Origin of the sequence: Salinivibrio sp. YCSC6 (assembly GCF_004916735.1) — a bacterium.
Lineage (GTDB): Bacteria > Pseudomonadota > Gammaproteobacteria > Enterobacterales > Vibrionaceae > Salinivibrio > Salinivibrio proteolyticus.
Map to the genome: position 1 here is coordinate 2,317,342 of NZ_CP039516.1, position 23,454 is coordinate 2,340,795.

20 protein-coding genes are annotated in these 23,454 nt (G+C 51.2%); 3 read left to right on the forward strand and 17 right to left on the reverse strand.

Annotated features, from left to right (window positions below; translation table 11 throughout):
- Window positions 1-12: 12 nt before the first annotated feature.
- The 6 genes from ftsB to rlmD all read right to left on the reverse strand — a co-directional run bounded on the left by ftsB (window position 13) and on the right by rlmD (window position 8,164).
- Complete coding sequence (ftsB, locus tag E8E00_RS10710) at window positions 13-291, reverse strand: cell division protein FtsB (protein ID WP_069591125.1); 279 nt, start codon at window positions 289-291, stop codon at window positions 13-15.
- Between the two features lie 242 nt (window positions 292-533).
- Window positions 534-1,832 (reverse strand): phosphopyruvate hydratase, encoded by a 1,299-nt coding sequence (gene eno, locus E8E00_RS10715; protein ID WP_077455265.1) that lies wholly within the window; start codon window positions 1,830-1,832, stop codon window positions 534-536.
- 77 nt (window positions 1,833-1,909) lie between these two features.
- Window positions 1,910-3,544, reverse strand: a complete 1,635-nt coding sequence (locus E8E00_RS10720) for a CTP synthase (RefSeq protein ID WP_069591319.1) — start codon at window positions 3,542-3,544, stop codon at window positions 1,910-1,912.
- A 140-nt stretch (window positions 3,545-3,684) separates the two neighbouring features.
- On the reverse strand, window positions 3,685-4,494 hold the full coding sequence (mazG, locus tag E8E00_RS10725; protein ID WP_096630985.1) for a nucleoside triphosphate pyrophosphohydrolase: 810 nt from the start codon (window positions 4,492-4,494) through the stop codon (window positions 3,685-3,687).
- 48 nt (window positions 4,495-4,542) lie between these two features.
- Window positions 4,543-6,756: a GTP diphosphokinase gene (gene relA / locus E8E00_RS10730; protein WP_069591315.1), complete on the reverse strand. Its 2,214-nt coding sequence runs from the start codon at window positions 6,754-6,756 to the stop codon at window positions 4,543-4,545.
- A 91-nt stretch (window positions 6,757-6,847) separates the two neighbouring features.
- On the reverse strand, window positions 6,848-8,164 hold the full coding sequence (rlmD, locus tag E8E00_RS10735) for a 23S rRNA (uracil(1939)-C(5))-methyltransferase RlmD (protein WP_096630983.1): 1,317 nt from the start codon (window positions 8,162-8,164) through the stop codon (window positions 6,848-6,850).
- A 150-nt stretch (window positions 8,165-8,314) separates the two neighbouring features.
- Between rlmD and barA the strand changes: the two genes are divergently transcribed.
- Window positions 8,315-11,077 (forward strand): two-component sensor histidine kinase BarA, encoded by a 2,763-nt coding sequence (gene barA / locus E8E00_RS10740; RefSeq protein WP_096630980.1) that lies wholly within the window; start codon window positions 8,315-8,317, stop codon window positions 11,075-11,077.
- A gap of 16 nt (window positions 11,078-11,093) precedes the next feature.
- Here the strand turns inward: barA and acpS are convergent, their stop codons facing one another.
- The 11 genes from acpS to rpoE form a co-directional block, all read right to left on the reverse strand.
- A complete protein-coding gene (acpS, locus tag E8E00_RS10745; RefSeq protein ID WP_069591308.1) occupies window positions 11,094-11,483 on the reverse strand; it encodes a holo-ACP synthase in 390 nt (129 codons plus the stop codon).
- Window positions 11,483-12,214, reverse strand: a complete 732-nt coding sequence (gene pdxJ, locus E8E00_RS10750) for a pyridoxine 5'-phosphate synthase (protein WP_069591306.1) — start codon at window positions 12,212-12,214, stop codon at window positions 11,483-11,485. The genes acpS and pdxJ overlap by 1 nt, the downstream gene beginning before the upstream one ends.
- A gap of 2 nt (window positions 12,215-12,216) precedes the next feature.
- Window positions 12,217-12,912, reverse strand: a complete 696-nt coding sequence (recO, locus tag E8E00_RS10755) for a DNA repair protein RecO (RefSeq protein ID WP_069591305.1) — start codon at window positions 12,910-12,912, stop codon at window positions 12,217-12,219.
- Between the two features lie 36 nt (window positions 12,913-12,948).
- Window positions 12,949-13,854 carry a GTPase Era gene (era, locus tag E8E00_RS10760; protein WP_069591303.1) on the reverse strand — a complete coding sequence of 302 codons (906 nt, stop codon included), beginning with the start codon at window positions 13,852-13,854 and terminating at the stop codon, window positions 12,949-12,951.
- Window positions 13,851-14,525: a ribonuclease III gene (gene rnc, locus E8E00_RS10765; RefSeq protein WP_069591301.1), complete on the reverse strand. Its 675-nt coding sequence runs from the start codon at window positions 14,523-14,525 to the stop codon at window positions 13,851-13,853. Before rnc ends, era begins: the two co-directional genes overlap by 4 nt.
- 12 nt (window positions 14,526-14,537) lie before the next feature.
- A complete protein-coding gene (lepB, locus tag E8E00_RS10770; protein WP_077455272.1) occupies window positions 14,538-15,437 on the reverse strand; it encodes a signal peptidase I in 900 nt (299 codons plus the stop codon).
- A 14-nt stretch (window positions 15,438-15,451) separates the two neighbouring features.
- Complete coding sequence (gene lepA / locus E8E00_RS10775; RefSeq protein ID WP_069591298.1) at window positions 15,452-17,248, reverse strand: translation elongation factor 4; 1,797 nt, start codon at window positions 17,246-17,248, stop codon at window positions 15,452-15,454.
- A 78-nt stretch (window positions 17,249-17,326) separates the two neighbouring features.
- A complete protein-coding gene (locus E8E00_RS10780; protein ID WP_069591296.1) occupies window positions 17,327-17,824 on the reverse strand; it encodes a SoxR reducing system RseC family protein in 498 nt (165 codons plus the stop codon).
- A complete protein-coding gene (rseB, locus tag E8E00_RS10785) occupies window positions 17,821-18,798 on the reverse strand; it encodes a sigma-E factor regulatory protein RseB (protein WP_069591293.1) in 978 nt (325 codons plus the stop codon). The genes E8E00_RS10780 and rseB overlap by 4 nt, the downstream gene beginning before the upstream one ends.
- Window positions 18,795-19,430 (reverse strand): RseA family anti-sigma factor, encoded by a 636-nt coding sequence (locus E8E00_RS10790; RefSeq protein ID WP_077639520.1) that lies wholly within the window; start codon window positions 19,428-19,430, stop codon window positions 18,795-18,797. The genes rseB and E8E00_RS10790 overlap by 4 nt, the downstream gene beginning before the upstream one ends.
- 32 nt (window positions 19,431-19,462) lie before the next feature.
- Window positions 19,463-20,044 (reverse strand): RNA polymerase sigma factor RpoE, encoded by a 582-nt coding sequence (rpoE, locus tag E8E00_RS10795; protein ID WP_069591286.1) that lies wholly within the window; start codon window positions 20,042-20,044, stop codon window positions 19,463-19,465.
- Window positions 20,045-20,378: 334 nt separating this feature from the next.
- Here rpoE and nadB point away from each other — a divergent pair, with 334 nt between their 5' ends.
- Together nadB and E8E00_RS10805 are read left to right on the forward strand one after the other, a co-directional pair.
- Window positions 20,379-21,995, forward strand: a complete 1,617-nt coding sequence (gene nadB / locus E8E00_RS10800) for an L-aspartate oxidase (protein ID WP_069591283.1) — start codon at window positions 20,379-20,381, stop codon at window positions 21,993-21,995.
- A gap of 125 nt (window positions 21,996-22,120) precedes the next feature.
- Window positions 22,121-23,443: an IS4 family transposase gene (locus E8E00_RS10805; protein ID WP_096629381.1), complete on the forward strand. Its 1,323-nt coding sequence runs from the start codon at window positions 22,121-22,123 to the stop codon at window positions 23,441-23,443.
- Window positions 23,444-23,454 lie beyond the last annotated feature (11 nt).

Genomic DNA, 23,454 nt, shown 5'->3' on the forward strand with positions numbered 1-23,454 from the left:
GCGGATGATGGGTTATCGCGTTGCGTCGACTAAACGAAAAAAGGTTTCGTCAGGTTTAATCATGCCCAACTCATTACGGGCGCGCTCTTCAATCGCTTCTTGTCCACGTTTGAGATCCGCGATTTCGGCATACATTTGTTGGTTGCGCTTCACCAGCTTTTGGTTCGCTTGTTGTTGCACCACGACGTTTGCCTGAGTGTGCCAATAATCCATAACGCCATTCTTGCCCAGCCACAATTCATATTGCAGCCACGCCAGAGTGATAAATAGCGCAACAGATAGCAGTCTCATGGTTTCACTCCTTAGGTGTTCAGTGGGCCAGCAACGTCAATTATGCTAACCGCATAGGCTAGCGGATCAGACCGCCGGTGTCATGGTTTTCTGTTTATCTGGCGCGTGAAGATGCGCTCAAACGCACCTCTTATCCATTCATACGCCCTTGAATACAAAAAAGCCGCCATAAAGGCGGCTTTTGGGGTCAACAGTGAAAGGCAAGGTGCCTTTCCATCACAGCCAATCGGCTGCGACTTTTATTATTGACCTTTAACTTCTTTCAGACCGTTAAACGGTGCTTTTTCACCCAGCGCTTCTTCGATACGGATCAGCTGGTTGTACTTGGCAACACGGTCAGAACGGCTCATAGAACCAGTTTTGATTTGGCCTGCTGCAGTACCAACCGCTAAGTCAGCGATGGTTGCGTCTTCAGTTTCACCTGAACGGTGAGAGATTACGGCAGTGTAGCCCGCGTCTTTCGCCATCTTGATCGCAGCCAAGGTTTCGGTCAAAGAACCGATTTGGTTGAATTTGATCAGGATAGAGTTCGCCACACCTTTCTCGATGCCTTCTTTCAGGATCTTGGTGTTGGTTACGAACAGGTCATCACCCACTAGCTGAAGTTTGTCACCCAGCAGTTCAGTTTGGTGCTTAAAGCCATCCCAATCTGACTCGTCTAGGCCGTCTTCGATAGACACGATTGGGTACTCTTCAGCCAGTTTCGCCAAGTAGTGGTTAAACTCTTCTGAAGTAAAGGTTTTACCTTCACCCTTCATGTTGTAGATGCCTTGCTCTTTGTCATAGAACTCAGACGCAGCACAGTCCATCGCTAGAGTGATGTCTTTACCTAGCTCGTAGCCTGCTTTCTCAACCGCTTCTTTGATCGCAGCAAGCGCAGCAGCGTTTGACTCTAGGTTAGGCGCGAAACCACCTTCGTCACCAACAGCAGTGCTTAGGCCTTTGGCCTTCAGAACTTTGGCTAGGTTGTGGAATACTTCCGCACCAATGCGCAGTGCTTCTTTCAGGGTTTTCGCACCAACAGGTTGGATCATGAACTCTTGGATATCAACGTTGTTGTCCGCGTGCTCACCACCGTTGAGGATGTTCATCATTGGTAGAGGCATTGAGAACTGACCCGCAGTGCCGTTTAGTTCAGCGATGTGCTCAAACAAAGGCATGCCTTTCGCCGCCGCAGCAGCTTTTGCGTTAGCCAGAGAAACCGCTAGGATCGCGTTAGCACCGAACTTAGATTTGTTCTCAGTGCCGTCAAGGTCGATCATCACCTGATCGATGTCAGCTTGGGCTTTCGCGTCTTTACCTAGCAGTGCTTCTGCGATTGGGCCGTTAACCGCTTCAATCGCTTTCAGTACGCCTTTACCCATGAAACGTGACTTGTCACCGTCACGCAGCTCTAGTGCTTCGCGAGAACCGGTAGACGCACCTGATGGCGCTGCCGCCATACCAACAAAGCCACCTTCCAAGTGCACTTCTGCTTCTACAGTTGGGTTACCGCGTGAATCGATAATTTCACGACCTAGAACTTTAACGATCTTAGACATTGTGATTCCTCTCGTCTGTCATTGTATTCAAAAAATAAAAAGCGGCCGCCCGTCAGGACTACCGCTTCACATTTGTGTTATAGCTCACCGCGCTGCTTTTTACCTGCAGCCGCAACGAACCCGGCGAATAGCGGGTGGCCGTCGCGAGGAGTCGAGGTGAACTCTGGATGGAACTGACAGGCCACAAACCATGGATGTGCTGGGTTTTCGATGATTTCTACCAGCTTCTTGTCCGCCGACAAGCCCGATACAAGTAGACCGGTTTTTTCCAATTGTGGACGCAGCAAGTTATTCACTTCGTAGCGATGACGATGGCGCTCGTGGATTTGAGTGTTGCCATATAGCTGATGCGCTTTAGACCCTTCAGACAGGTGGCAAAGCTGTGCGCCTAGACGCATAGTGCCGCCTAAATCAGAGGATTCGCTACGCTCTTCCACGTTACCTTCTTCATCGACCCACTCGGTGATCAGTCCCACCACTGGGTATTTGCTGTCTTTGCTGAATTCGGTGGAGTTAGCTCCTTCCATCCCAGCAACATTACGGGCGTACTCAATTAACGCCACTTGCATGCCTAAACAAATGCCAAGATACGGCACTTTGTTTTCACGCGCATATTGTGCGGCAAGGATTTTGCCTTCGACGCCGCGATCGCCAAAACCGCCCGGAACCAAAATCGCATCTAAACCGTCGAGCAGCTCAGTGCCGCGGGTTTCGAGATCTTGTGAGTCAACATACTTGATGTTGACAGTCAGACGATTTTTCAATCCGCCATGCTTCAGCGCTTCGTTGACAGATTTATACGCGTCAGGCAGTTCGATGTACTTACCCACCATACCAATGGTGACTTCACCCATTGGGTTGGCTTCTTCGTAAATGACTTGTTCCCATTCAGACAGGTCGGCTTCCGGCGCTTGGATGCCAAAGCGCTGACAAACCAAGTCGTCCAGTCCTTGAGAGCGAATCAATGAAGGAATTTTGTAGATTGAATCCACATCCTTCATGGTGATAACCGCTTTCTCTGGCACGTTACAGAACAGTGCAATTTTTGCACGCTCATTGGCTGGAATTGGACGCTCACTACGGCAAACAAGGACATCCGGCTGGATACCAATTGATAGAAGCTCTTTTACCGAGTGCTGGGTCGGCTTGGTTTTCACTTCACCCGCCGCAGCCAAGTATGGCACCAAGGTAAGGTGCATAAACATCGCACGCTCACGGCCGACTTCCACGGTCAGTTGGCGAATCGCTTCAAGGAATGGCAGTGATTCAATATCACCGACAGTGCCGCCAATTTCCACGATCACCACGTCGTGACCTTCACCACCGGCGATGATGCGGTCTTTGATCGAGTTAGTGATGTGTGGAATCACCTGAATGGTCGCTCCCAGGTAATCTCCGCGGCGCTCTTTGCGCAGAACATCCGCGTATACGCGACCAGAGGTAAAGTTATTACGCTTGGTCATTTTGGTGCGGATAAAGCGCTCGTAGTGACCGAGGTCAAGGTCGGTCTCGGCGCCGTCTTCCGTGACGAATACTTCCCCGTGCTGGGTAGGGCTCATTGTCCCTGGATCCACGTTGATATAAGGGTCGAGTTTCATGATGGTGACGTTGAGGCCACGCGCTTCAAGAATGGCTGCCAATGAGGCTGCAGCAATACCCTTACCGAGGGAGGATACAACACCGCCCGTAACAAAAATGTAATTCGTCGTCATGCTAAACCTGAGAGTTGGATTTAGAGGAAATTAATGGAAATCTGGACGGGAAGTCATGATACCAGACCCCACTCACTCCCACAACGTGAAAACTATCACACACCATACTGTTTTTATTTGTCGCAAATCAATGATGAAACTTACAGCGTGTTGCTTTTTTCCTGCTTTTTGACCTGTTGCCAGGCCGATTCCAGTTCATCTAACTGACATTCTTGAATATTTTTTTCATCATTGCGTAATTGAGTTTCAACTTGACGGAAACGTCGTTCGAATTTTTGATTCGCGTTACGCAACGCGGATTCCGCATCCGTGCCTACGTGGCGTGCCAGATTTACCACCGAAAACAATAAATCGCCGATTTCTTCTTCCACCCGCGCGGGGTCTACCGGCGTGATTGCCAGTTCTTGCTCAACCTCGGCAATTTCTTCGCGTACTTTATCGAGCACCGGCGCCACCGCATCCCAATCAAACCCCACTCGCGCACAACGTTTTTGCAGTTTGTGTGCCCGCACCAGTGCGGGAAGGCCTAACGTAACGCCGTCTAACACGCTAGTGGGTTGCTCTGACGCCGCTTTGTCGGCACGCTCCTGCGCTTTAATCCCTTCCCAATCCGGGCCGTGCAGCGGCTCACCTTGGCTATCTTTAGGATCAAAGACATGCGGGTGACGACGGGTGAGTTTGTCACAAATCGCCCCCACGACGGCATCAAAATCAAAGCGATTTTGCTCGTGTCCCAATTGACTGTAGAACACTATTTGAAAGAGTAAATCGCCTAATTCATCTTTTAGGTCCGACCAGTGCTCACGCTCAATGGCATCGGCCACTTCATAGGCTTCTTCGAGCGTGTGAGGCACGATGGAGGCAAAAGTTTGGGCTTTATCCCAATCGCACCCTTTTTGTGGGTCGCGCAAGGTCGCCATGATAGTCAGTAAATCGTCAATCGACGCCATACTTCGTTATCCTTAAAAAAACGCCCTGTCGATAACAGGGCGTGATGTTTATCTGAGTCGTTTGGCTTCTACCACATCCTTGACCTGCTCCAGCCGGTTTACAATTCGGCTAAGCGTGTCGAGATCCGAAATCTCTAAATCAAAGTCCATGATAGACATCTGCTTTTTGTAATCGACTCGGCTTTGCATGCCCGCAACGCGGACTTTTTCATTGCTGAGCACGGTATTAATGTCTTTGACTAATCCGGTCCGTTCATTGGCGGATAAGCGAATGCGCACATGGTATTGCCCGACATGCCCTTTCCCCCAGACGGTCGCGATGATTCGCTCCGGCGCATGGTGACGAAGTTCGTTCAGTTGCTCACAATCCGCACGGTGTACTGAAATACCGCGTCCTTGGGTCACAAAGCCCATAATGTCATCACCTGGCAGCGGCTGACAGCAACGCGCGAGGTGGGTCATCAGGTTATCAACCCCTTCAACCACCACCGCATCACGATGGGTTTTTCCACCTACAGTTTTTTGTTCACTTTGCTGAAGTTTTTCCAGCAACTGTTGCTCTTCTTCTTCCAAGCTTGGCTTGTTGATCAGGCTGTTAATGTGATTAACCACCTGATTGATGCGCAGATCGCCACTTCCGACCCCCGCATACAGCTCTTCCAGTGAATTCACATTGAAGCGCTTAAGCGCCAAACTCGCATCTTTACTGGCACCGCCAATTTTTTGTAGTTCGGTATCGAGAATTTCTTTACCCGCGGCAATGTTTTTATCTCTGTCTTGTTTGCGGAACCAAGCGTTGATTTTTGCTCGCGCTCGGCTCGAATTCACAAAGCCTAAGCTTGGATTCAGCCAGTCACGTGAGGGGTTGGGCTCTTTTTGGGTGATAATTTCAACCTGATCCCCCATCTGTAAGTGATAGGTGAAAGGCACAATGCGTCCTTCTACCTTGGCACCAATGCAACGATGGCCGACTTCAGAGTGAATGTGGTAGGCAAAGTCGAGCGGCGTCGCACCGCTTGGCAAGTCGACCACATCACCACGCGGTGTAAAGGCATACACGCGATCATCAAAGACTTGGCTGCGCAACTCATCCAGCATTTCGCCTGAGTCTGACATCTCTTCTTGCCACGCCAAGAGTTTTCGCAGCCAGGTAATTTTCTCATCGTAGCCACTACGTCCACTGGCCGAGCCTTCTTTATACTTCCAGTGCGCCGCCACCCCAAGCTCCGCATCATCATGCATTTGACGGGTGCGAATTTGAATTTCAACCGGTTTGCCTTCCGGCCCCAATACGACGGTATGAATCGACTGATAACCGTTGGGTTTAGGGTTGGCGACGTAATCATCGAACTCTTTCGGCAAGTGGCGATATTTGGTGTGCACCGCGCCCAATGCGGCGTAACAGTCTTGTAGCTCTTCGGCGATAATGCGCACCGCACGTACATCAAACAGTTCATCAAACTGCAGATTTTTTTTCTGCATTTTGCGCCAAATACTGTAGATATGCTTGGGACGGCCATACACTTGCGCGTTGATATGAGAAGCTTCCATCGCCTGCTGCAGATCGGTGACAAACGCGGTAATGTAGTTTTCGCGATCGATGCGCCGCTCAGCCAGTTGCTTCGCGATTTGTTTATAGGTCTGCGCGTGCTGGTAGCGGAAGGCGTAGTCTTCGATTTCCCATTTTAACTGACCAATACCGAGACGGTTGGCCAATGGTGCATAGATGTTGGCACTCTCTTTCGCCGCCTGCAGACGCACCTCTTCCGGTGCATCTTTAACTTCACGCAGATAGCAAATACGTTCCGCCAGCTTGATCACCACGCAACGGAAATCTTCGACCATAGACAGCAACATACGGCGAACATTATCCACCTGCGCGGAGGTCGCTTCGGCATCGGTTTGGGTATTCAAATGACGGATGGCGGCGGTTTGCTGCACGCCCTCAATCAGTTTGACAATCGCGGGCGAATAGCGCTCTTCCAAGGTATCGAGCGCCAGCAATTTGGCTTCCACCACCGGGAAGAAGAGCGCGGCGAGGAGCGTGTCGGCGTCCATACTCAGGGTCACCAAGATTTCAATCATCTCTCGGCCACGCCACAGCGGTTGGCTCAGCGCCGTTTCATCCCCTAACGTACGACAGTAATTGTACCCATCCAGCAGTGCTTGAGCGGTTGAGGCGTCTTGTCCTAACCGCGCAATCCAAGTTTGAAGATCAAAGGCTTCATCTTCATGCAGATGGGCTTCTCGTACCGCAACCATAACTGTTCCTATCCTTATCTTTCGCCTCAGCGAAAGAGGCATATCCATGTTTAACCGCGTGGCTTTAGATCGAACACATCATTGACGACGCCTAGCGTCGAAACAGTGCCATGGATTCCAAATGCCCTGTTTGCGGAAACATATCAAGCATACTCAAGCGAGTTAGTTGGTAACCCTGCGCCAACAACACGCGACTATCCCGCGCCAGCGTTGCTGGGTTGCAGGACACATAAACAATGTGTGTAGCGCTAGATTGTGCCACAAAGTCCATCACTCCGGCAGCCCCTGCTCGGGCAGGATCGAGCAGGATTTTATCAAATGCGTGCCGTGTCCAGTCCCCATTCAGCGTCTCACCATTGAGATCTGCTTGGTAAAACTGCGCATTGCTTACTTGGTTGACCTTCGCATTATCCTGAGCTTGCGACACCATCGCCTCAACCCCTTCTACACCAATCACGGTTTTCGCCTGTTTTGCCATGGGGATGCTGAAATTGCCAAGACCACAAAACAGATCCAACACCACATCGGTTGACGCAAGCTCTAGCCAATTCAGAGCTTGGGCAACCATCTTTTGGTTCACCGCCGCGTTGACTTGAATAAAGTCGCCAGGCTGAAAATGGAGGCGGGTTTGTTGGCTCTCGTAATACGGGGGCTCGCCCACCACTCGCTCAAGCGGCCCGTCAGCTTGCTGCCAATACAACATGCAGCCTGTCAGCTCTGCCCATGTTTGAAGCGCTTGCCTATCTTCTGGGTGCAACGCCTTGGTGGTGCGCAACGACGCAATACAGCCATTGTCTGCCTCAATCAAATCAACATGGCCGAGGATTCGGCGTCCTCGCAGCCCATCTAAACAAGGCCGTAAGCTAGCAAGCAGCTGATTTAATGGTTCACTGAGAACAGGACAGTGGCCCACATCGACAATGGCATTGCTTTGACGGGCTCGAAACCCCATGGTCAGCGCCCCTTTATTATCGACTTTCAAGCTGATGCGCGCGCGACGACGATACTGCCAAGGGCTATCGATGGCGCCATCCGACAGCTCGACCGTCTCGTCTCCGGCAAATTTTTCAATCAATTCTGTCAGCACTGCGCGCTTGTGTGCCACTTGGCCTGAGTGGCTTAAATGCTGCAAACTACAGCCGCCACATTGCCGATACAAAGGACAAGCCGGCTCAATGCGAGTTTCCGCGCGCTGGTCGAGTTTAATCAGTTTGGCCCGCGCATACTGGCGCTTTTGCTCGGTGAGCTGCACCAGCGCCTGTTCACCGGGCAAAGTACCCGGAACAAAGACAGGTTTTTTCTGCCAATAGCCGACCCCATCACCGTGGTGGTCGAGGCGTTGAATCGCGAGCAGCTGATGCTTTTGTTCAACGTTTTTTTTCTTCTGAGGCTTAAAAAAGCGCGCCATGGTGGATTCCAGTGTCAAAGTGCTTGTCGTCGCAAGCGAGTCAAAGAGGTCCTGCCAGTGGGAGTTGTGATAGTTCGCTGACTATTTAGTTATTGAATCATGTACACTGGCAGCTAATTACAGCCATTATTTTCCCATAGTTTATCCAGCATGACCAAATATGGACTCCGCACCCGTGTCTCCGTGTTGACCATTGCGCCTACCTTGATTGTTGGCCTCCTGCTGAGTGCGTTCTTTACCAGCACGCGTTATCAGGATTTGGAACAACAACTTACCATCACAGGGTCTGCCATTATCGAGCCTTTGGCGATTGCCAGTGAGGTTGGATTAAAAAACGATAGCCGTGAAAATGTGCGACGCTTGATTGGCTTTGCGCACCGTCAGCACTCCCAGTTTGTGCGCAGTATTGCGGTGTTCGATCGCCACAACGAATTGTTTGTTACCTCCAACTATCACCGTGATTTGGCGATGCTATCGGTCAATAATGGCCAACCCATCCCGACCCAGTTACAGGTAAGCCAACAGCAAGAGACCCTGATTTTACGGGCGCCTATTCTGGAAATTGGCCGTTTTACGCCTGGGTTAAACGTCGAGCGCCCCTTAGGCTATATTGCGATGGAGCTGGATCTAAGCTCGGTGCGGCTAAAGCAATATCAAGAGATGATCACCGCATTGGTGATGGTCGCACTCGGCGTGATCCTCTCATGCTTCTTTGCATACCGATTGATCTCAGATGTCACCCATCCCATTGCGAATATGGTGAGCTTAGTCGATAGGATCCGTCGCGGGCACTTGGATGTTCGTATTGAAGGTGAGCTGCTAGGTGAGCTCGATACCCTCAAAAATGGCATCAACGCCATGGCCATTTCGCTTTCCGAGTATCACTTGGAAATGCAGCAAAGCATTGATCAGGCTACCTGTGACTTGCGCGAAACCCTCGAGCAGCTCGAGATCCAAAACGTTGAATTAGACATTGCCAAAAAGAATGCTCAAGAAGCCGCTCGGGTGAAATCTGAGTTCTTAGCGAATATGTCTCACGAGTTGAGAACGCCTTTGAACGGGGTGATTGGCTTTACCCGTCAGATGTTGAAAACAGAGTTGAGCAGTAGCCAACGCGATTACTTGCTAACCATAGAAAAGTCGGCCAACAACCTGTTGACCATCATCAACGACATTCTCGACTTCTCCAAACTCGAAGCTGGGAAACTGCTGCTGGAAAACATTCCTTTTGACTTCCAAGACATGCTGGATGAAGTCATGCGTCTGCTCGCACCCATGGCGCATGAAAAAGGGCTGGAGCTAACCTTACGTGCCGATGCCCGTATCCCTGCTGGCGCGGTTGGTGACCCGTTACGTATTCAGCAAGTGCTGATCAACTTAATTGGTAATGCTGCCAAATTCACAGAGCGCGGCAATATTGATGTCAGTGTCGATTTAAAACAGCTACATGATGAAACCATGGAGCTGCAGTTTATGGTCAAAGATACCGGCATTGGCATCTCAGAACGCCAGCAAGCCCAGCTTTTCCAAGCTTTCCGTCAGGCCGATGCCAGTATCTCACGCCGTTATGGCGGGACAGGCCTTGGGTTGGTGATCACCCAAAAATTGGTGCAACAGATGGGCGGGGACATCGGCTTTACCAGCCGCCTCCACCAAGGTTCTTCATTCTGGTTTACGTTGAAACTCACTCAGACTGATTTACCCGTCTCGCAGCCAATTGATATCGAGCCGTTGGTTGGCCGTGATCTGGTCATTGTTGAACCCAACCCTCGCACACGGGAGATCCTCCGTCATCGATTAGGGCAAGTGGGGTTAAACATCGATACCGTCGCCGATGTCGAGATGCTCAGCGATCACGCATACACCTTTGCGCTGTTATGCTTTGACGCCGGAAAAATGCCAGAAATCGAAAGCATGAAACAAGCCGTGCTCGCCTGTGAGCAGCGAGCAAACAGTGTGATTGTGTGTCTACCGACCACTGAGCTGGAAGCCTCCGAACACTTATTAAAAGCCGGCGTCAGCGCCTGTATTGCAAAACCTATCCCACAACGCAAGCTCCTTGAGACATTACTAGGCTCGCCCGAGCCTACGCCGCTACCACTGCCGAAACCCAGCAGCCATCAAAAAGCGCCGTACACAGTGATGACCGTCGATGATAACCCCGCCAACTTAAAGCTGATCACCGCTTTGCTGGCCGAACGGGTCGAGAAAGTGGTGACCGCCGAAAATGGGGTTAAAGCCTTAGCACTTGCCCACCAGCAAGCCTTCGACATCATCTTGATGGATATCCAGATGCCAGAAATGGATGGGGTCACGGCCTGTCAGGAAATTCGTAAAGCGGGCATGAATCAGCAAACCCCCATTGTGGCTGTCACCGCCCATGCGATGCCGGGCGAGCGCGAGCGCCTATTGGAAGCGGGGATGGATGACTATCTGACTAAACCGATTGAAGAAGCCATGTTAGAAAGCACCCTCGCACGCTGGCTACGCTTTGACGAGCTTTCCGCCGTGATGGTGAGTGATGTGGAACCCGCCCCGAAAGCGGTTTGCACCGATCAAAGTGCGCGCCACCTCGACTGGCAACGAGCGTTAAGCCAAGCCGCGGGTAAAGAAGATCTCGCCAAAGAAATGCTAGAGATGCTGATTGCCTCATTTGCTGGTGTCAAAACCATCGTGGAGCACGCATTGGCCGGTACCTGCTCTACCGAGGATTTATGGCAAGCAATTCATAAGTTACATGGCAGCTGCGCATACAGCGGGGTTCCGCAACTCAAAGCGCTGTGTCATGAGCTAGAAACGCAGCTCAAAGCAGGCGCAGATATCGACACCGTCGAGCCAGAGTTATTGGAACTACAAGATGAGATTGCCCATATCGAGCAGCTGGCGCCCCAGTATTTGAACGACGACGCGTAAAACACCCTCGGCGGCCTTAAGCCGCCGGTGTGCCTTCAAGGATTACGTGCGCCACCGCATAGGCTTTTTCATCAGAGAGCGTCAGCCAGCAATGGCTGACACCTCGGGCTATCGCTAGCTGTTGTGCCTTGCCAGACAGGGTCAGCACAGGCTGCCCCGACGGTTGATTGCTCACCGTAAAGTCTTGAAAGCTGACCCCTTGAGCAATCCCGGTTCCTAGTGCTTTCGCGGCAGCTTCTTTCGCGGCAAACCGTTTCGCCAAATAGCGCCCTGGCTGCTGAGTTGCCGCCATTTGCGCCTGCTCTGGCTCAGTCAGAATACGATCCGCAAAACGGGCACTGCGAGACAGCGCCGCCTCAATGCGCGCTATCTCAACAATGTCAGTGCCAACGCCTAAAATGGCCATTAGCGACGCGCAGACTCCATAATCGCTTTCATATCCGCCACTGCTTTTTGCAGGCCATCAAACATGGCGCGGCCAATAATCGCGTGACCAATATTCAGCTCATGCATTTCTGGCATCGCCGCAATCGGCGTGACGTTATGGTAAGTCAGGCCGTGTCCGGCGTTCACTTTAATACCCAGATCCGCCGCGTAGCTGGCAGCAGCAGAAATCTTCTTCAATTCAGCTTGGCGGTCGTTGTCGTTACTGGCATCAGCATAGTGACCTGTATGCAGCTCAATATAAGGCGCACCACACTGGTGAGCGGCATCAATCTGCTCACGGTCAGCATCGATAAATAGCGACACTTTTATGCCCGCCTGAGTCAGGGTTTGTGTTGCCGCTTTTACTTTGTCTAACTGACCGGCGACATCTAACCCTCCCTCCGTGGTCAATTCTTCACGCTTTTCGGGAACTAAGCAGACGAATTCTGGTTGGGTGTCGAGGGCAATTTTCACCATTTCATCGGTCACTGCCATTTCTAAATTCATGCGCGTTTGTAGCGTTTCTTTGAGAATGCGCACATCGCGGTCCGTGATATGACGACGATCTTCACGCAAATGGACAGTGATGCCATCCGCTCCGGCACGTTCTGCCATTTCAGCCGCGTGGACAGGATCTGGGTACGCGGTGCCACGCGCATTACGCACGGTGGCAATGTGATCAATATTCACACCCAAGTAAATCTTATTCATGATTATTTCCTTCTAAACAATTCTCTGCTTTTTAGCGGCTTAGGGCCTAAGTATGGCTTAAGCGCAATGCGTGTAAACCGCTTCGCAGCCCGCAATTGGTCGCTGGTGTCAAATTGACGCGTCGCCAGCGCACGCAGATCGTGACCGGTAAACTGCCGCTGTTGGCTTTTCATCAGGGACGCGACAAACCCTTGTTGTTCGCGAAACAGATACGTCATGTTATCGTCAATCGGGTCACCACTGCCAGCGCAATGAAGAAAATCAACCCCATAGCCCAGCGCCTCGAGTAACGCGAGTTCAAAACGGCGCAGTGCCGGCTCGGGGTTGTTATAGCGTGCTAGTTGCGTCAGTGCAGTGACATAATCGAGGAAGACCGTCGGGTACGGCGTTTGCGGCTCAAGGACGCGCATCAAAACTTCGTTGAGATAAAAGCCAGAATAGAGCGCATTTCCAGAAAGTGGTAACGCCAAACCGGTCGCTTCAGCGCTTCGTAAAGTACGCAATTCACCGCGACCGCCCCATTTTAGCAACAGCGGGGTGAAAGGTTGTAAGGCGCCTTTGAGTGCAGAGCGCTTACCGCGCGCGCCTTTAGCAAGCAAGCTAACTCGGCCCTCGCCTTCAGAGAACACATCAAGGATCAAGCTGGTTTCGCTATAGGGGCGTGAGTGAAGCACAAAACCGCGTTGAAAGCCGTCCACGCCGCCCCTCCTGTGTATGGCTACCGAGTGGGTAACTTAGAGATCGTCAATGTAGCCCAAGCTGCGCAGTGCACGTTCGTCATCTGCCCAACCGGATTTTACTTTGACCCAAAGCTCGAGGTAGACCTTGCGCTCAAACAGATCTTCCATATCGAGTCGGGCCTCACGGCCGATACGTTTGATTTTCTCGCCGCCTTTACCAATCACCATTTTCTTTTGGCCATGGCGCTCGACCAAAATCAGGCCATTGATATGAAAACCATCCGTCTCTGGATTGTAATCAAAGCGCTCGATTTCGACGGTCACAGAGTAAGGCAACTCTTCACCCGTGAAACGCATTAGCTTTTCACGAATGATCTCTGACGCCATAAAGCGTTGCGAGCGATCTGTCACATACTCTTCAGGGAAGTAGTACTCACACTCAGGTAAGGCATCGCGAACACGCTGCTCGACCACATCGATATTGGTACCGTGTTTCGCGGACACTGGGATCACATCAACAAACTCCATCTTTTCCGACAAGGTTTGTAGGTGCGGGAAGAGCTCAGTCTTTTCACGCACATTATCGACTTTGTTAACCAAGAGTACGGTTGGCAACCCTGAACGCGCCAGCTTGTTCAGAACCATTTCGTCATCTTTGGTCCAGTGGGTGCCATCCACCAAGAAAAGAACGAGCTCCACATCGGTCAACGAGCTGTTTGCCGCTCGGTTCATCAGGCGGTTGATCGCGCGCTTCTCTTCAATATGCAGCCCCGGTGTATCTACATAGACGGCTTGATAGTTATCACGGGTATCTACGCCCATGATACGGTGGCGCGTGGTTTGCGGTTTGCGTGACGTAATCGAGAGCTTTTGCCCAACGAGACGATTGAGCAAGGTCGATTTGCCGACGTTTGGACGCCCGACAATAGCGATAAATCCGCAGTGCTGTGCTTGTGTCATTGTGCCAACTTCTGTAATGCTAATTCCGCAGCCGCTTGCTCTGCCTTGCGACGACTGCTGCCTTTACCTATCACAGAACGCTCCAGTCCTGCCACTTGACACTCCACCGTAAACTCTTGGTTGTGTGCCTCGCCACGTACTTTCATTACCGTGTAAGACGGTAGCGGTTTACGCTTGCCTTGTAGGTGCTCTTGCAAGCGGGTTTTGGGATCTTTTTGGCTGACGCCCGGCTCAATGGTATTTAAGCGTTGTTGATACCAATTGAGGATAATGCGCTGCACCGTATCAATATCACTATCCAAAAAGATAGCACCAATCAGCGCTTCTACCGCATCCGCCAAAATTGAGTCTCGGCGGTAGCCGCCACTTTTAAGTTCTCCTGGGCCAAGGCGCAGTACTTCGCCCAGTGAAAACTCACGGCCAATCTCAGCCAAGGTATTGCCACGAACTAAGGTCGCGCGCATACGACTCATATCCCCCTCATCCACTTTAGGAAAACGGTGGTAGAGATCGTCAGCAATCACAAAGCTGAGAATGGAATCACCCAGAAACTCCAAACGCTCATTGTGGGTGCCATTGGCGCTTCTGTGTGTCAGTGCAAGCTCAAGTAATGCCGCGTTATTGAATTGGTAACCAATCTCACGCTGCAGTTTATCTGTTAGTGTTGTCATCATGTTCCAGAATTAATTAATACCACCAATACGGTTAAAGCGAACGCCTGTCGGCACCCAAGATGGTAGCCAGCTATCACTGTCGCGTTCGAACTCAAAGCTTACCCATATAGCTACCGCCTTACCGACCAAGTTGCGTTCAGGGACAAATCCCCAGAAACGGCTATCGGCACTGTTATCTCGGTTATCCCCCATCATGAAGTAGTGGCCTTCTGGCACCACCCAGCGGTTGACGCCCGGACGAGGCTGATACGCAGCCACGCGGTCATTGCGGGATGGGTTCACGAGGATCTGGTGTGCTTGCGCGCCCAAAGTTTCTTGCGCCTGAATCAAATTCACACCGCCTTGGGAAAACTCGCTCGGCTCAATATTATCAATGGGCACAGGTTCGCATTGTGATTGCCCTTTAGGCTGGATACACAGTCGTTTTTCTTTGGTATAGACAATGGTATCGCCGGGCAATCCGATCGTTCGCTTGATGTAATCGATATTCGGTTGTGGTGGATACTTAAAGACCACGATATCACCGCGTTCCGGTTTGCCGGTTTCAACCAGCTCGGTATGAAACGCAGGATCACGCAGCCCATAGGCAAACTTTTCCACCAAAATAAAATCGCCAACCAGCAAGGTTGGCATCATGGATCCTGATGGAATTTGAAAAGGCTCATAAATAAAGGATCGCAAGACCAATACCACGGCAATGACCGGGAAAATCGATACCGCGTTCTCAATCCAGCTGGGCTGAGGCGCCACCTTGGCGACTTGTTCGCTATCGACATCGCTGTCAGACACATTAAGGGTTTTTGCGGCCGCTTGGCGGCGTTGCGGCGCCCAACGGTACTTGTCTAATACCCAAATTATGCCGGTGACCACAGTCACCAGCACCAGTATCAAAGAAAATGTATTGGCCATACTTTAATCCGTTATTATTTGTCTTTGCCCACGTGCAAAATGGCCAAAAAGGCTTCTTGCGGCAGTTCGACGTTACCGATCTGCTTCATGCGCTTCTTACCTTCTTTTTGTTTTTGCAGTAGTTTTTTCTTACGACTCACGTCACCGCCATAACATTTAGCTGTAACGTTTTTACGTAACTGCTTCACGGTTGAGCGTGCAATGATGTGGTTACCAATCGCCGCCTGAATCGCAATATCAAATTGCTGACGTGGGATGAACTCTTTCATCTTCTCAACCAAATCACGGCCTCGAGGCTGGGCATTATCACGGTGAGTAATAATCGCCAAGGCATCAACACGGTCGCCGTTAAGAAGAATATCTACCCGCACCATGTCTGATACTTCATAGCGCTGGAAGTTGTAATCCAAAGAGGCGTAACCGCGGGACGTCGATTTAATCCGGTCGAAGAAGTCCAAGACCACTTCAGCCATTGGGATATCGTAGGTTAGCGCCACTTGGTTGCCGTGATACACCATATCTACTTGCATGCCGCGCTTCTCCACACATAAGGAGATGACGTTACCGACAAACTCACTTGGCACCAAGATGTTACAACGGGCAATCGGCTCACCGATGGTGTCGATATCGTTGATCGGCGGCAGCTTCGCAGGGCTATCCACGTACACCACTTCTCCGTCGTTTTGTGTCACTTCGTACACAACCGTCGGGGCGGTGGTAATCAGGTCGAGGTTGTATTCACGCTCAAGACGCTCTTGGATGATTTCCATATGGAGCATGCCAAGGAAACCACAGCGGAAACCAAAGCCCAATGCCGCTGAGCTTTCTGGCTCATAAAACAGTGAGGCGTCGTTTAAGCTCAGTTTACCTAGCGCATCGCGGAAGTTTTCATAATCATCCGAGGAGATCGGGAACAAACCGGCATACACCTGTGGCTTGACCTTTTGGAAACCTTCAATGCGCTTTTCACAGCCATTTTTTGCATGGGTAATGGTGTCACCCACTGGCGCGCCAAGAATGTCTTTAATGCCACAGATCACCCAGCCCACTTCACCCGTTTTCAGCCCTTGGAGCTCTTTGCGTTTCGGCGTGAAAATGCCGATGCTATCAATGTTCCACTCTTGGCCGGTGCTCATGATTTTGACTTTATCGCCTTTTTTGAGCTCACCTTCACGGATACGCACCAATGACACCACCCCTAGGTAGTTATCAAACCAAGAGTCAATGATCAGGGCTTGCGTGGGAGCATTCGGATCGCCTTCTGGTGGCGGGATAAGACGTACAATATCTTCCAGTACATCATCCACGCCCACGCCGGTTTTCGCCGAACAGCGGGTAGCATCAATGGCTTCAATACCCACGATGTCTTCAATTTCTTGCGCGACGCGATCAGGGTCGGCAGCCGGGAGGTCGATTTTGTTCAGAACAGGCACGACTTCCAAGTCCATTTCAATCGCGGTGTAGCAGTTTGCTAGGGTCTGAGCTTCCACGCCCTGTCCAGCATCTACCACCAGCAAAGCACCTTCACACGCTTTCAGTGAGCGTGACACCTCATAAGAGAAGTCGACGTGTCCTGGCGTATCGATGAAGTTAAGCTGATACTCATTGCCGTCTTTGGCTTTATAGTTCAGTGTCACACTCTGTGCTTTGATGGTGATACCGCGCTCGCGCTCTAAGTCCATAGAGTCGAGGACCTGAGAAGCCATTTCCCGGTCAGTAAGGCCCCCACATACTTGAATGAGTCGATCGGAAAGGGTCGACTTACCGTGGTCAATGTGGGCGATGATCGAAAAGTTACGAATATGCTTCATGTGTTAGTGTGACTTACTCGTTATCTATAAGAATGGGATCCTAGGATCAGGTGGGGCGGATTCTACCGAAAATAGTGGCTAGTCGCTATCCTGACGTGCTGCATTTATCACCGCGAGCTCGGAAACTGGCTCTCCCATCACGCGTAATAACTGGGGCTGCTGTTGCTCAGGCGTGCCTACCCGTGCCGCCAAATAGCGCGCAATCAGTACACCGAGTGTGCCAAAACCAACACTGGTGGCAATCACACCAGCCTCGCCGCCACTGGCAAGCTCGGTAAACACAAACTGACCAAGCAGTGCGCCTACCATCAACATCACCAGCGGCACCAGATACACAATCAACGCGGAACGCACCAAGGTGGCTTCCGCGAGACCAATTTCAACCAAGGTCCCGACCGGTAATGCTTTGGGGGCACGCACTTTGACATGATTGACCTTACCGGGCAACGCTTTAGACACGATACCGGTGCCACACTGACTTTGTGATTGGCAACTGCCACAGCTGGTTTGTTGCTGACACGCCAGTGCCAGCCAGCCATCTTGATATCCAGTCACTTCCGCAAGCGCTTTAATCATTGTTCAACCTGTTGCGATGCTTTCTCTCCATTATCGGTGATACGCACCGAATTAGCGACACGTTTAGCGGTTTCAGGCGGAATATCACCCACCACGGTAATCTCTGCGTTTCCGCTAATCACACTGTGCAACGTCCGGCGCCCCTGACGAACAATTTGCTCGCGTACCGAGACATCGTCCGCTTTGGCCAAATAAACCGAAAAACTGAACAGGCCGTCGCTAAACATTTGGCTCTCAACCGCACGCTTGGTCATCATTAAGCGATGGCGATTGCTGTACACAGGCTCAAAACCATCCGGCAATTGGGTGACTTGCCAATCTAATGATGAGTGGTTAGTGGCAGGCAGTTTGAGTACAGGTGGGAGCGTGAGTTCTGCCAGTTGCTGCATTGCTTCGCTAATGCGCGGCGTGACCACGAGCGACAATGCGCGATATTGCTCCAGCGGGTCACCATCTCGGTCCAATAAATCCGCGCGGACCGGAAGCTTGCTCTCTTCATCAATCCACAACAGATACGAGTAACGCTCACCATCTTTTGGGGTGATTCGCACCACTTGGCAAGCCATACCCGCTTCACGAGATTCACCCATTGAGACAAAGTCATACTGACGTGCAAGGACATCAATATCGGTTTGAATCAAGGTAGGAAGTGGCGCAACGATATGATCGCTGGCGATGGTAAAGGGGTCATACCCCGGCTCAAAGTAGCTCACTTCATCGCCGCGACGGATCACTTCGCGCGGCGGTCCGCTGAGGTACATTAAGTGCCCGAATGCATGCTCACCCACGCGCGCATGACGAAAGCGCATCGGCTCTAAACTATTTTTGCCGACCATGATGTAGGACACTTCATAGTCTAATGTGTCGCTTGCGACGTCCATTTGATGTAACAAAGCCTCGGCAGAAGGTTCGGCCGAGGCTTGCGCAGACATCAAACCGACCAGCGCAAGCGCACCGATCAGAGTTTTTTTCATTGATTTGTACTGCTCATCGACGGTGCCAGTGTCTGATTCTCAGACAGCCTATCTTTATTCAAACGAAGCTGCAATTCGTAGTCTTTCAACATCGCATTAATCCGGCGACGTTGCTCCATCAACTGCGCTTCAGTGGGCGTTGAGCGAAAATCGTCTCGGCTCAGGCTCACCGGTTCTGCGGCACCCGAAAAAGGAATGGTTTCTAGTACCGGTGGCTGCGTGGCGGTACTCGCTACCGGTGATGTGCTCTCCGGCTGGTTATACTGCTGCACACCGACAATCACGGCCAATGACACACAGGCGGCCATCCCCACTTGCGTGACTTGTTGAAGCCAGTTGGGCAAGTGACGACGGGCTTTTTCTGGCGTCGGCTGCGCTTCATGCATAGGTACCACATCACTGTCGTGATGATGAACAGGGGTATGCGCTGGCTCCTTGTCTAACGCAGACGCCACCGCCCCAGCAATGTCCCACTGTGCGGCACTTGGGGTTTCGCCTCGCATTACGTCACGGAGGGTCCCGAAACTTTCCCATGTTTGCAGCGCGTCATTATCGTGCTCGAGTTGGTGGATCACTGCGTTATCCACGACCTCACCATCTAACAACGCTGAAATTTGTTCTCTATCCGTCATTCATGTCACCGTCATGCAGCCAGCAAAACACGTTACCGTTTCATCAGTGGTCGGATGCGCTTCTCCACCGCTTCTCGAGCGCGGAAAATACGAGACCGTACCGTACCGACTGGACAATCCATTACCTGTGCAATTTCTTCGTAGCTGAGTCCATCGAGCTCACGCAACGTAATTGCGGTTTTTAAGTCATCAGGCAGTGATTCGATCGTCGAAAAAACTACCTGCTTCAGTTCCTCTGACAACATCAAGTTCTCAGGGTTCGAAATTTCTTTTAGTGAGCCGCCGCTTTCAAAATTCTCTGCGTCTTCTGCGTCTATATCACTGCCGGGTGGACGACGCCCTTGCGCCACCAAATGGTTCTTTGCTGTGTTCACCGCAATGCGATACAGCCAAGTATAAAACGCACTCTCACCACGAAACCCCGGTAAGGCACGATAGGCTTTAATGAACGCCTCTTGTGCGATGTCCGGAATATCGCCACTGTGTGTTCCCACGTAGCGGGCAATAAGGTTGCACACCTTATTTTGATATTTGACGACTAACAGGTTGAATGCTTGCTTGTCACCATTCTGTACACGTTCTATTAGAACCTGATCGGTTAGCTGCTCGCTCATTCGAGCGTTTACTCCTTGGTTGTTCTTTCCGCCCGATTATCGAAATTCTGTGCCCGACGTTGTCAGAACGCGGTTAAACCCTCTTGCGAGCATTCGCACATACTACGACGAAGTGGCTGGGGAAAAGTTCCTCACCATATTGGTTTTATTTTGGGTGTCATCACATTACTGTGACGGGATGGCTAAATTATGACAACCTAGCCCGCCTATATTGTCGCCCGAAGGATAGCATGGTTGCAAACTTTCCCCCTCCGTTCACTGTGATTTGATCCAAGTGCGCGCAGGCGTGACAAATTGGTGTAACATGGGCCGCGTAGAAAGAGGACCAGGGATCATGACGACCACAACTCAGGAACATCAATGTGATGTGCTGGTTATCGGCAGCGGTGCCGCCGGCCTATCATTGGCGCTACGTTTGGCGCCCACACATAAAGTGATTGTGCTTAGCAAAGGCCCATTAAGCGAAGGAGCCACCTTATACGCGCAAGGTGGTATTGCCGCGGTTTTTGATGAGCAGGACTCTGTCGAGTCACACGTTGAAGACACACAAATTGCAGGCGCTGGCATTTGTGATACGCAAGTTGTCGACTTTATCGCTCGAAATGCGAAAGATTGCGTACAATGGCTGATCGATGGCGGCGTGCCTTTCGATCAAGAAGATACAGAGAGTGACACGCCGAAATATCACCTCACCCGCGAAGGTGGACATAGTCACCGCCGCATTCTTCATGCCGCGGATGCCACCGGCATGGCCGTGCAAACCTCACTGCAAGATAATGTACGCAACCACCCCAATATTACCTTGCTCGAACGCCACAATGCGCTCGACATTATTACGCGTAAAAAAATCGGCCTTGGTGGTCCCAATCATGTGTTAGGTGCCTATGTCTGGAACCGCGACCGCGAAGTGGTCGACACGGTACGGACCAATTTTGTAGTGCTGGCAACCGGTGGTGCATCCAAGGTGTATCAGTATACCTCGAACCCAGATGTGTCATCTGGTGATGGCATCGCTATGGCTTGGCGTGCGGGCTGTCGGGTCGCTAATTTGGAATTTAATCAATTCCACCCAACCTGTTTGTATCACCCTGATGCCCGTAACTTTTTGCTTACCGAAGCATTACGAGGTGAAGGCGCCCATCTCAAACGCCCAGACGGGACACGATTCATGTCAGAGTTTGATGCGCGTGGCGAGCTAGCCCCACGTGATGTGGTGGCGCGCGCCATTGACTATGAGATGAAGCGCCTCGGGGCTGATTGCATGTACTTAGATATCAGTCATAAAGATCCTGACTTTATCACCAAGCACTTCCCGACCATTTACGAGAAGCTGCAGACCTATGGGTTTGATCTCACCAAGGACGCGATTCCGATTGTACCGGCCGCTCACTATACCTGTGGCGGTGTGATTGTTGACCAAAACGGCAATACCGATTTACCGGGCCTCTATGCAATCGGCGAAGTGAGCTATACCGGCTTGCACGGCGCCAACCGGATGGCGTCTAATTCGCTTCTGGAGTGTGTGGTCTACGCGTGGTCTGCCGCTGAACATATCAAAGCGCACCAAGATCATGTTGAGCCGCTTGCACCGCTACCTGCTTGGGATGAGAGCCAAGTAATTTGCTCCGATGAAGAAGTGGTTATCCAGCACAACTGGCACGAGCTGCGTTTGTTCATGTGGGATTATATGGGGATTGTTCGCTCCACCAAGCGTCTGGAGCGCGCACTGCGTCGTATTGAACTGCTCAAGCAAGAAACTCACGAGTACTACGCCAATTTCCGCGTGTCGAATAACTTGCTAGAGCTGCGCAACTTGTTACAAGTGGCGGAACTGATGGTGCGATGTGCCATGCAGCGTAAGGAGAGCCGAGGGCTGCACTACACCATTGATTATCCAGAGCAATTACCCGACTCTGGGCCAACCATTTTGGTGCCCGATCAACCTTGCTAACCATGTGACGATAATAATAAAGGCCAGCAAACGCTGTAATGCCGATCAGTTAAGCAAAAAATGATCGGTTGAACGATCCTGAGAGGGTGTCAAAATCCGAGTGTTTCTGCACACTCGGATTTTTTATGTTCTTAAGACAAGCCCTCGACCGAATACATCAATTCTCTGCTGACCAACTCAATGGTCTATCCGATCTCCTTTGCCCTGAACTCATTCACCAATGTCTTGAGGACACAGGCGTCGCGACGATTCGTAAGCGTAGGCTCCCCATGGAATTGATGGTATGGAGCGTTGTGGGAATGTCACTTTATCGGCATCTATCGATGAGTAAGGTGGTCTCTCAGCTAGATATATTGCTACCGGGCAAGAAACCCTTTGTTGCGCCGAGTGCGGTTATCCATGCCCGTAAGAAGTTGGGGCACAAGCCAGTCGAAGCGGTGTTCAACCAAACTCAGCAATTGTGGCATGAGAAGACCCCACATCCTGACTGGTACGGACTCACTTTACATGCTGTTGATGGCGTAGTTTGGCGAACACCAGATACGGCCGACAACGATAAGGCTTTTAGCCGAACCGGTAATAAAACAACGACGTCAGACTATCCTCAAGTTCGCATGGTCTGCCATATGGAATTAACGAGCCATCTGCTTAACAGTGCTGCCTTTGACTCCGTCTCCGTCAGTGAGGTTGACCTGACCGCTCAGCTTATCGATAAAGCCCCAGATAATAGCCTCACCCTGTTTGACAAAGGCTTTTATGCCTTAGGGCTTCTCCATCGTTGGCAAAGCCAAGGTAAGGAGAGGCACTGGCTAATTCCGTTACGAAAAGGGGCGCAATATAAGACATTGAGAAAACTGGGGCGTGGTCAGGAGCTAATTGAACTCTCGCTAACTGCTCAAGCGAAAAAGAAATGGGCTGATGCGCCAGATACACTGGAGGCGAGACTCATTACCACCAAGGTCAAAGGGAAAGAGGTCAAACTGCTGACGTCAATGACCGACCCCAAGCGGTATATAGGGGCCGATATTACAGAGCTCTACAGTCATCGTTGGGAAATCGAATTAGGCTATCGAGAGATGAAGCAGTACATGCTTCAAAATAGCCTTACGCTAAGAAGTAAAACACCGGCGTTAGTTAAACAGGAGCTTTGGGGGATGTTGCTCGCCTACAACCTACTGCGTTTTATGATGTGCCAGATGGCGTATTCATTGAACACGGTAATGCCATACCAAATAGGCTTTAAGCAGGCATCAATATTTTTAGTGAGTCAGTTGCAGATGCTCCCGGCTGTCGCACCTGGAAGATACCCAGAAGTGCTCCGATATATCCTCGACATGGCAGAGAGCTTTGTACTTCCAGAGAGGCGAGAGAGGACATATCCAAGAGCAGTGAAGAAAAGGCCCAATCGCTATGCGACTAGGCCTTCTAAAAGACGTAACTCAGCTTAATTCACATGCAT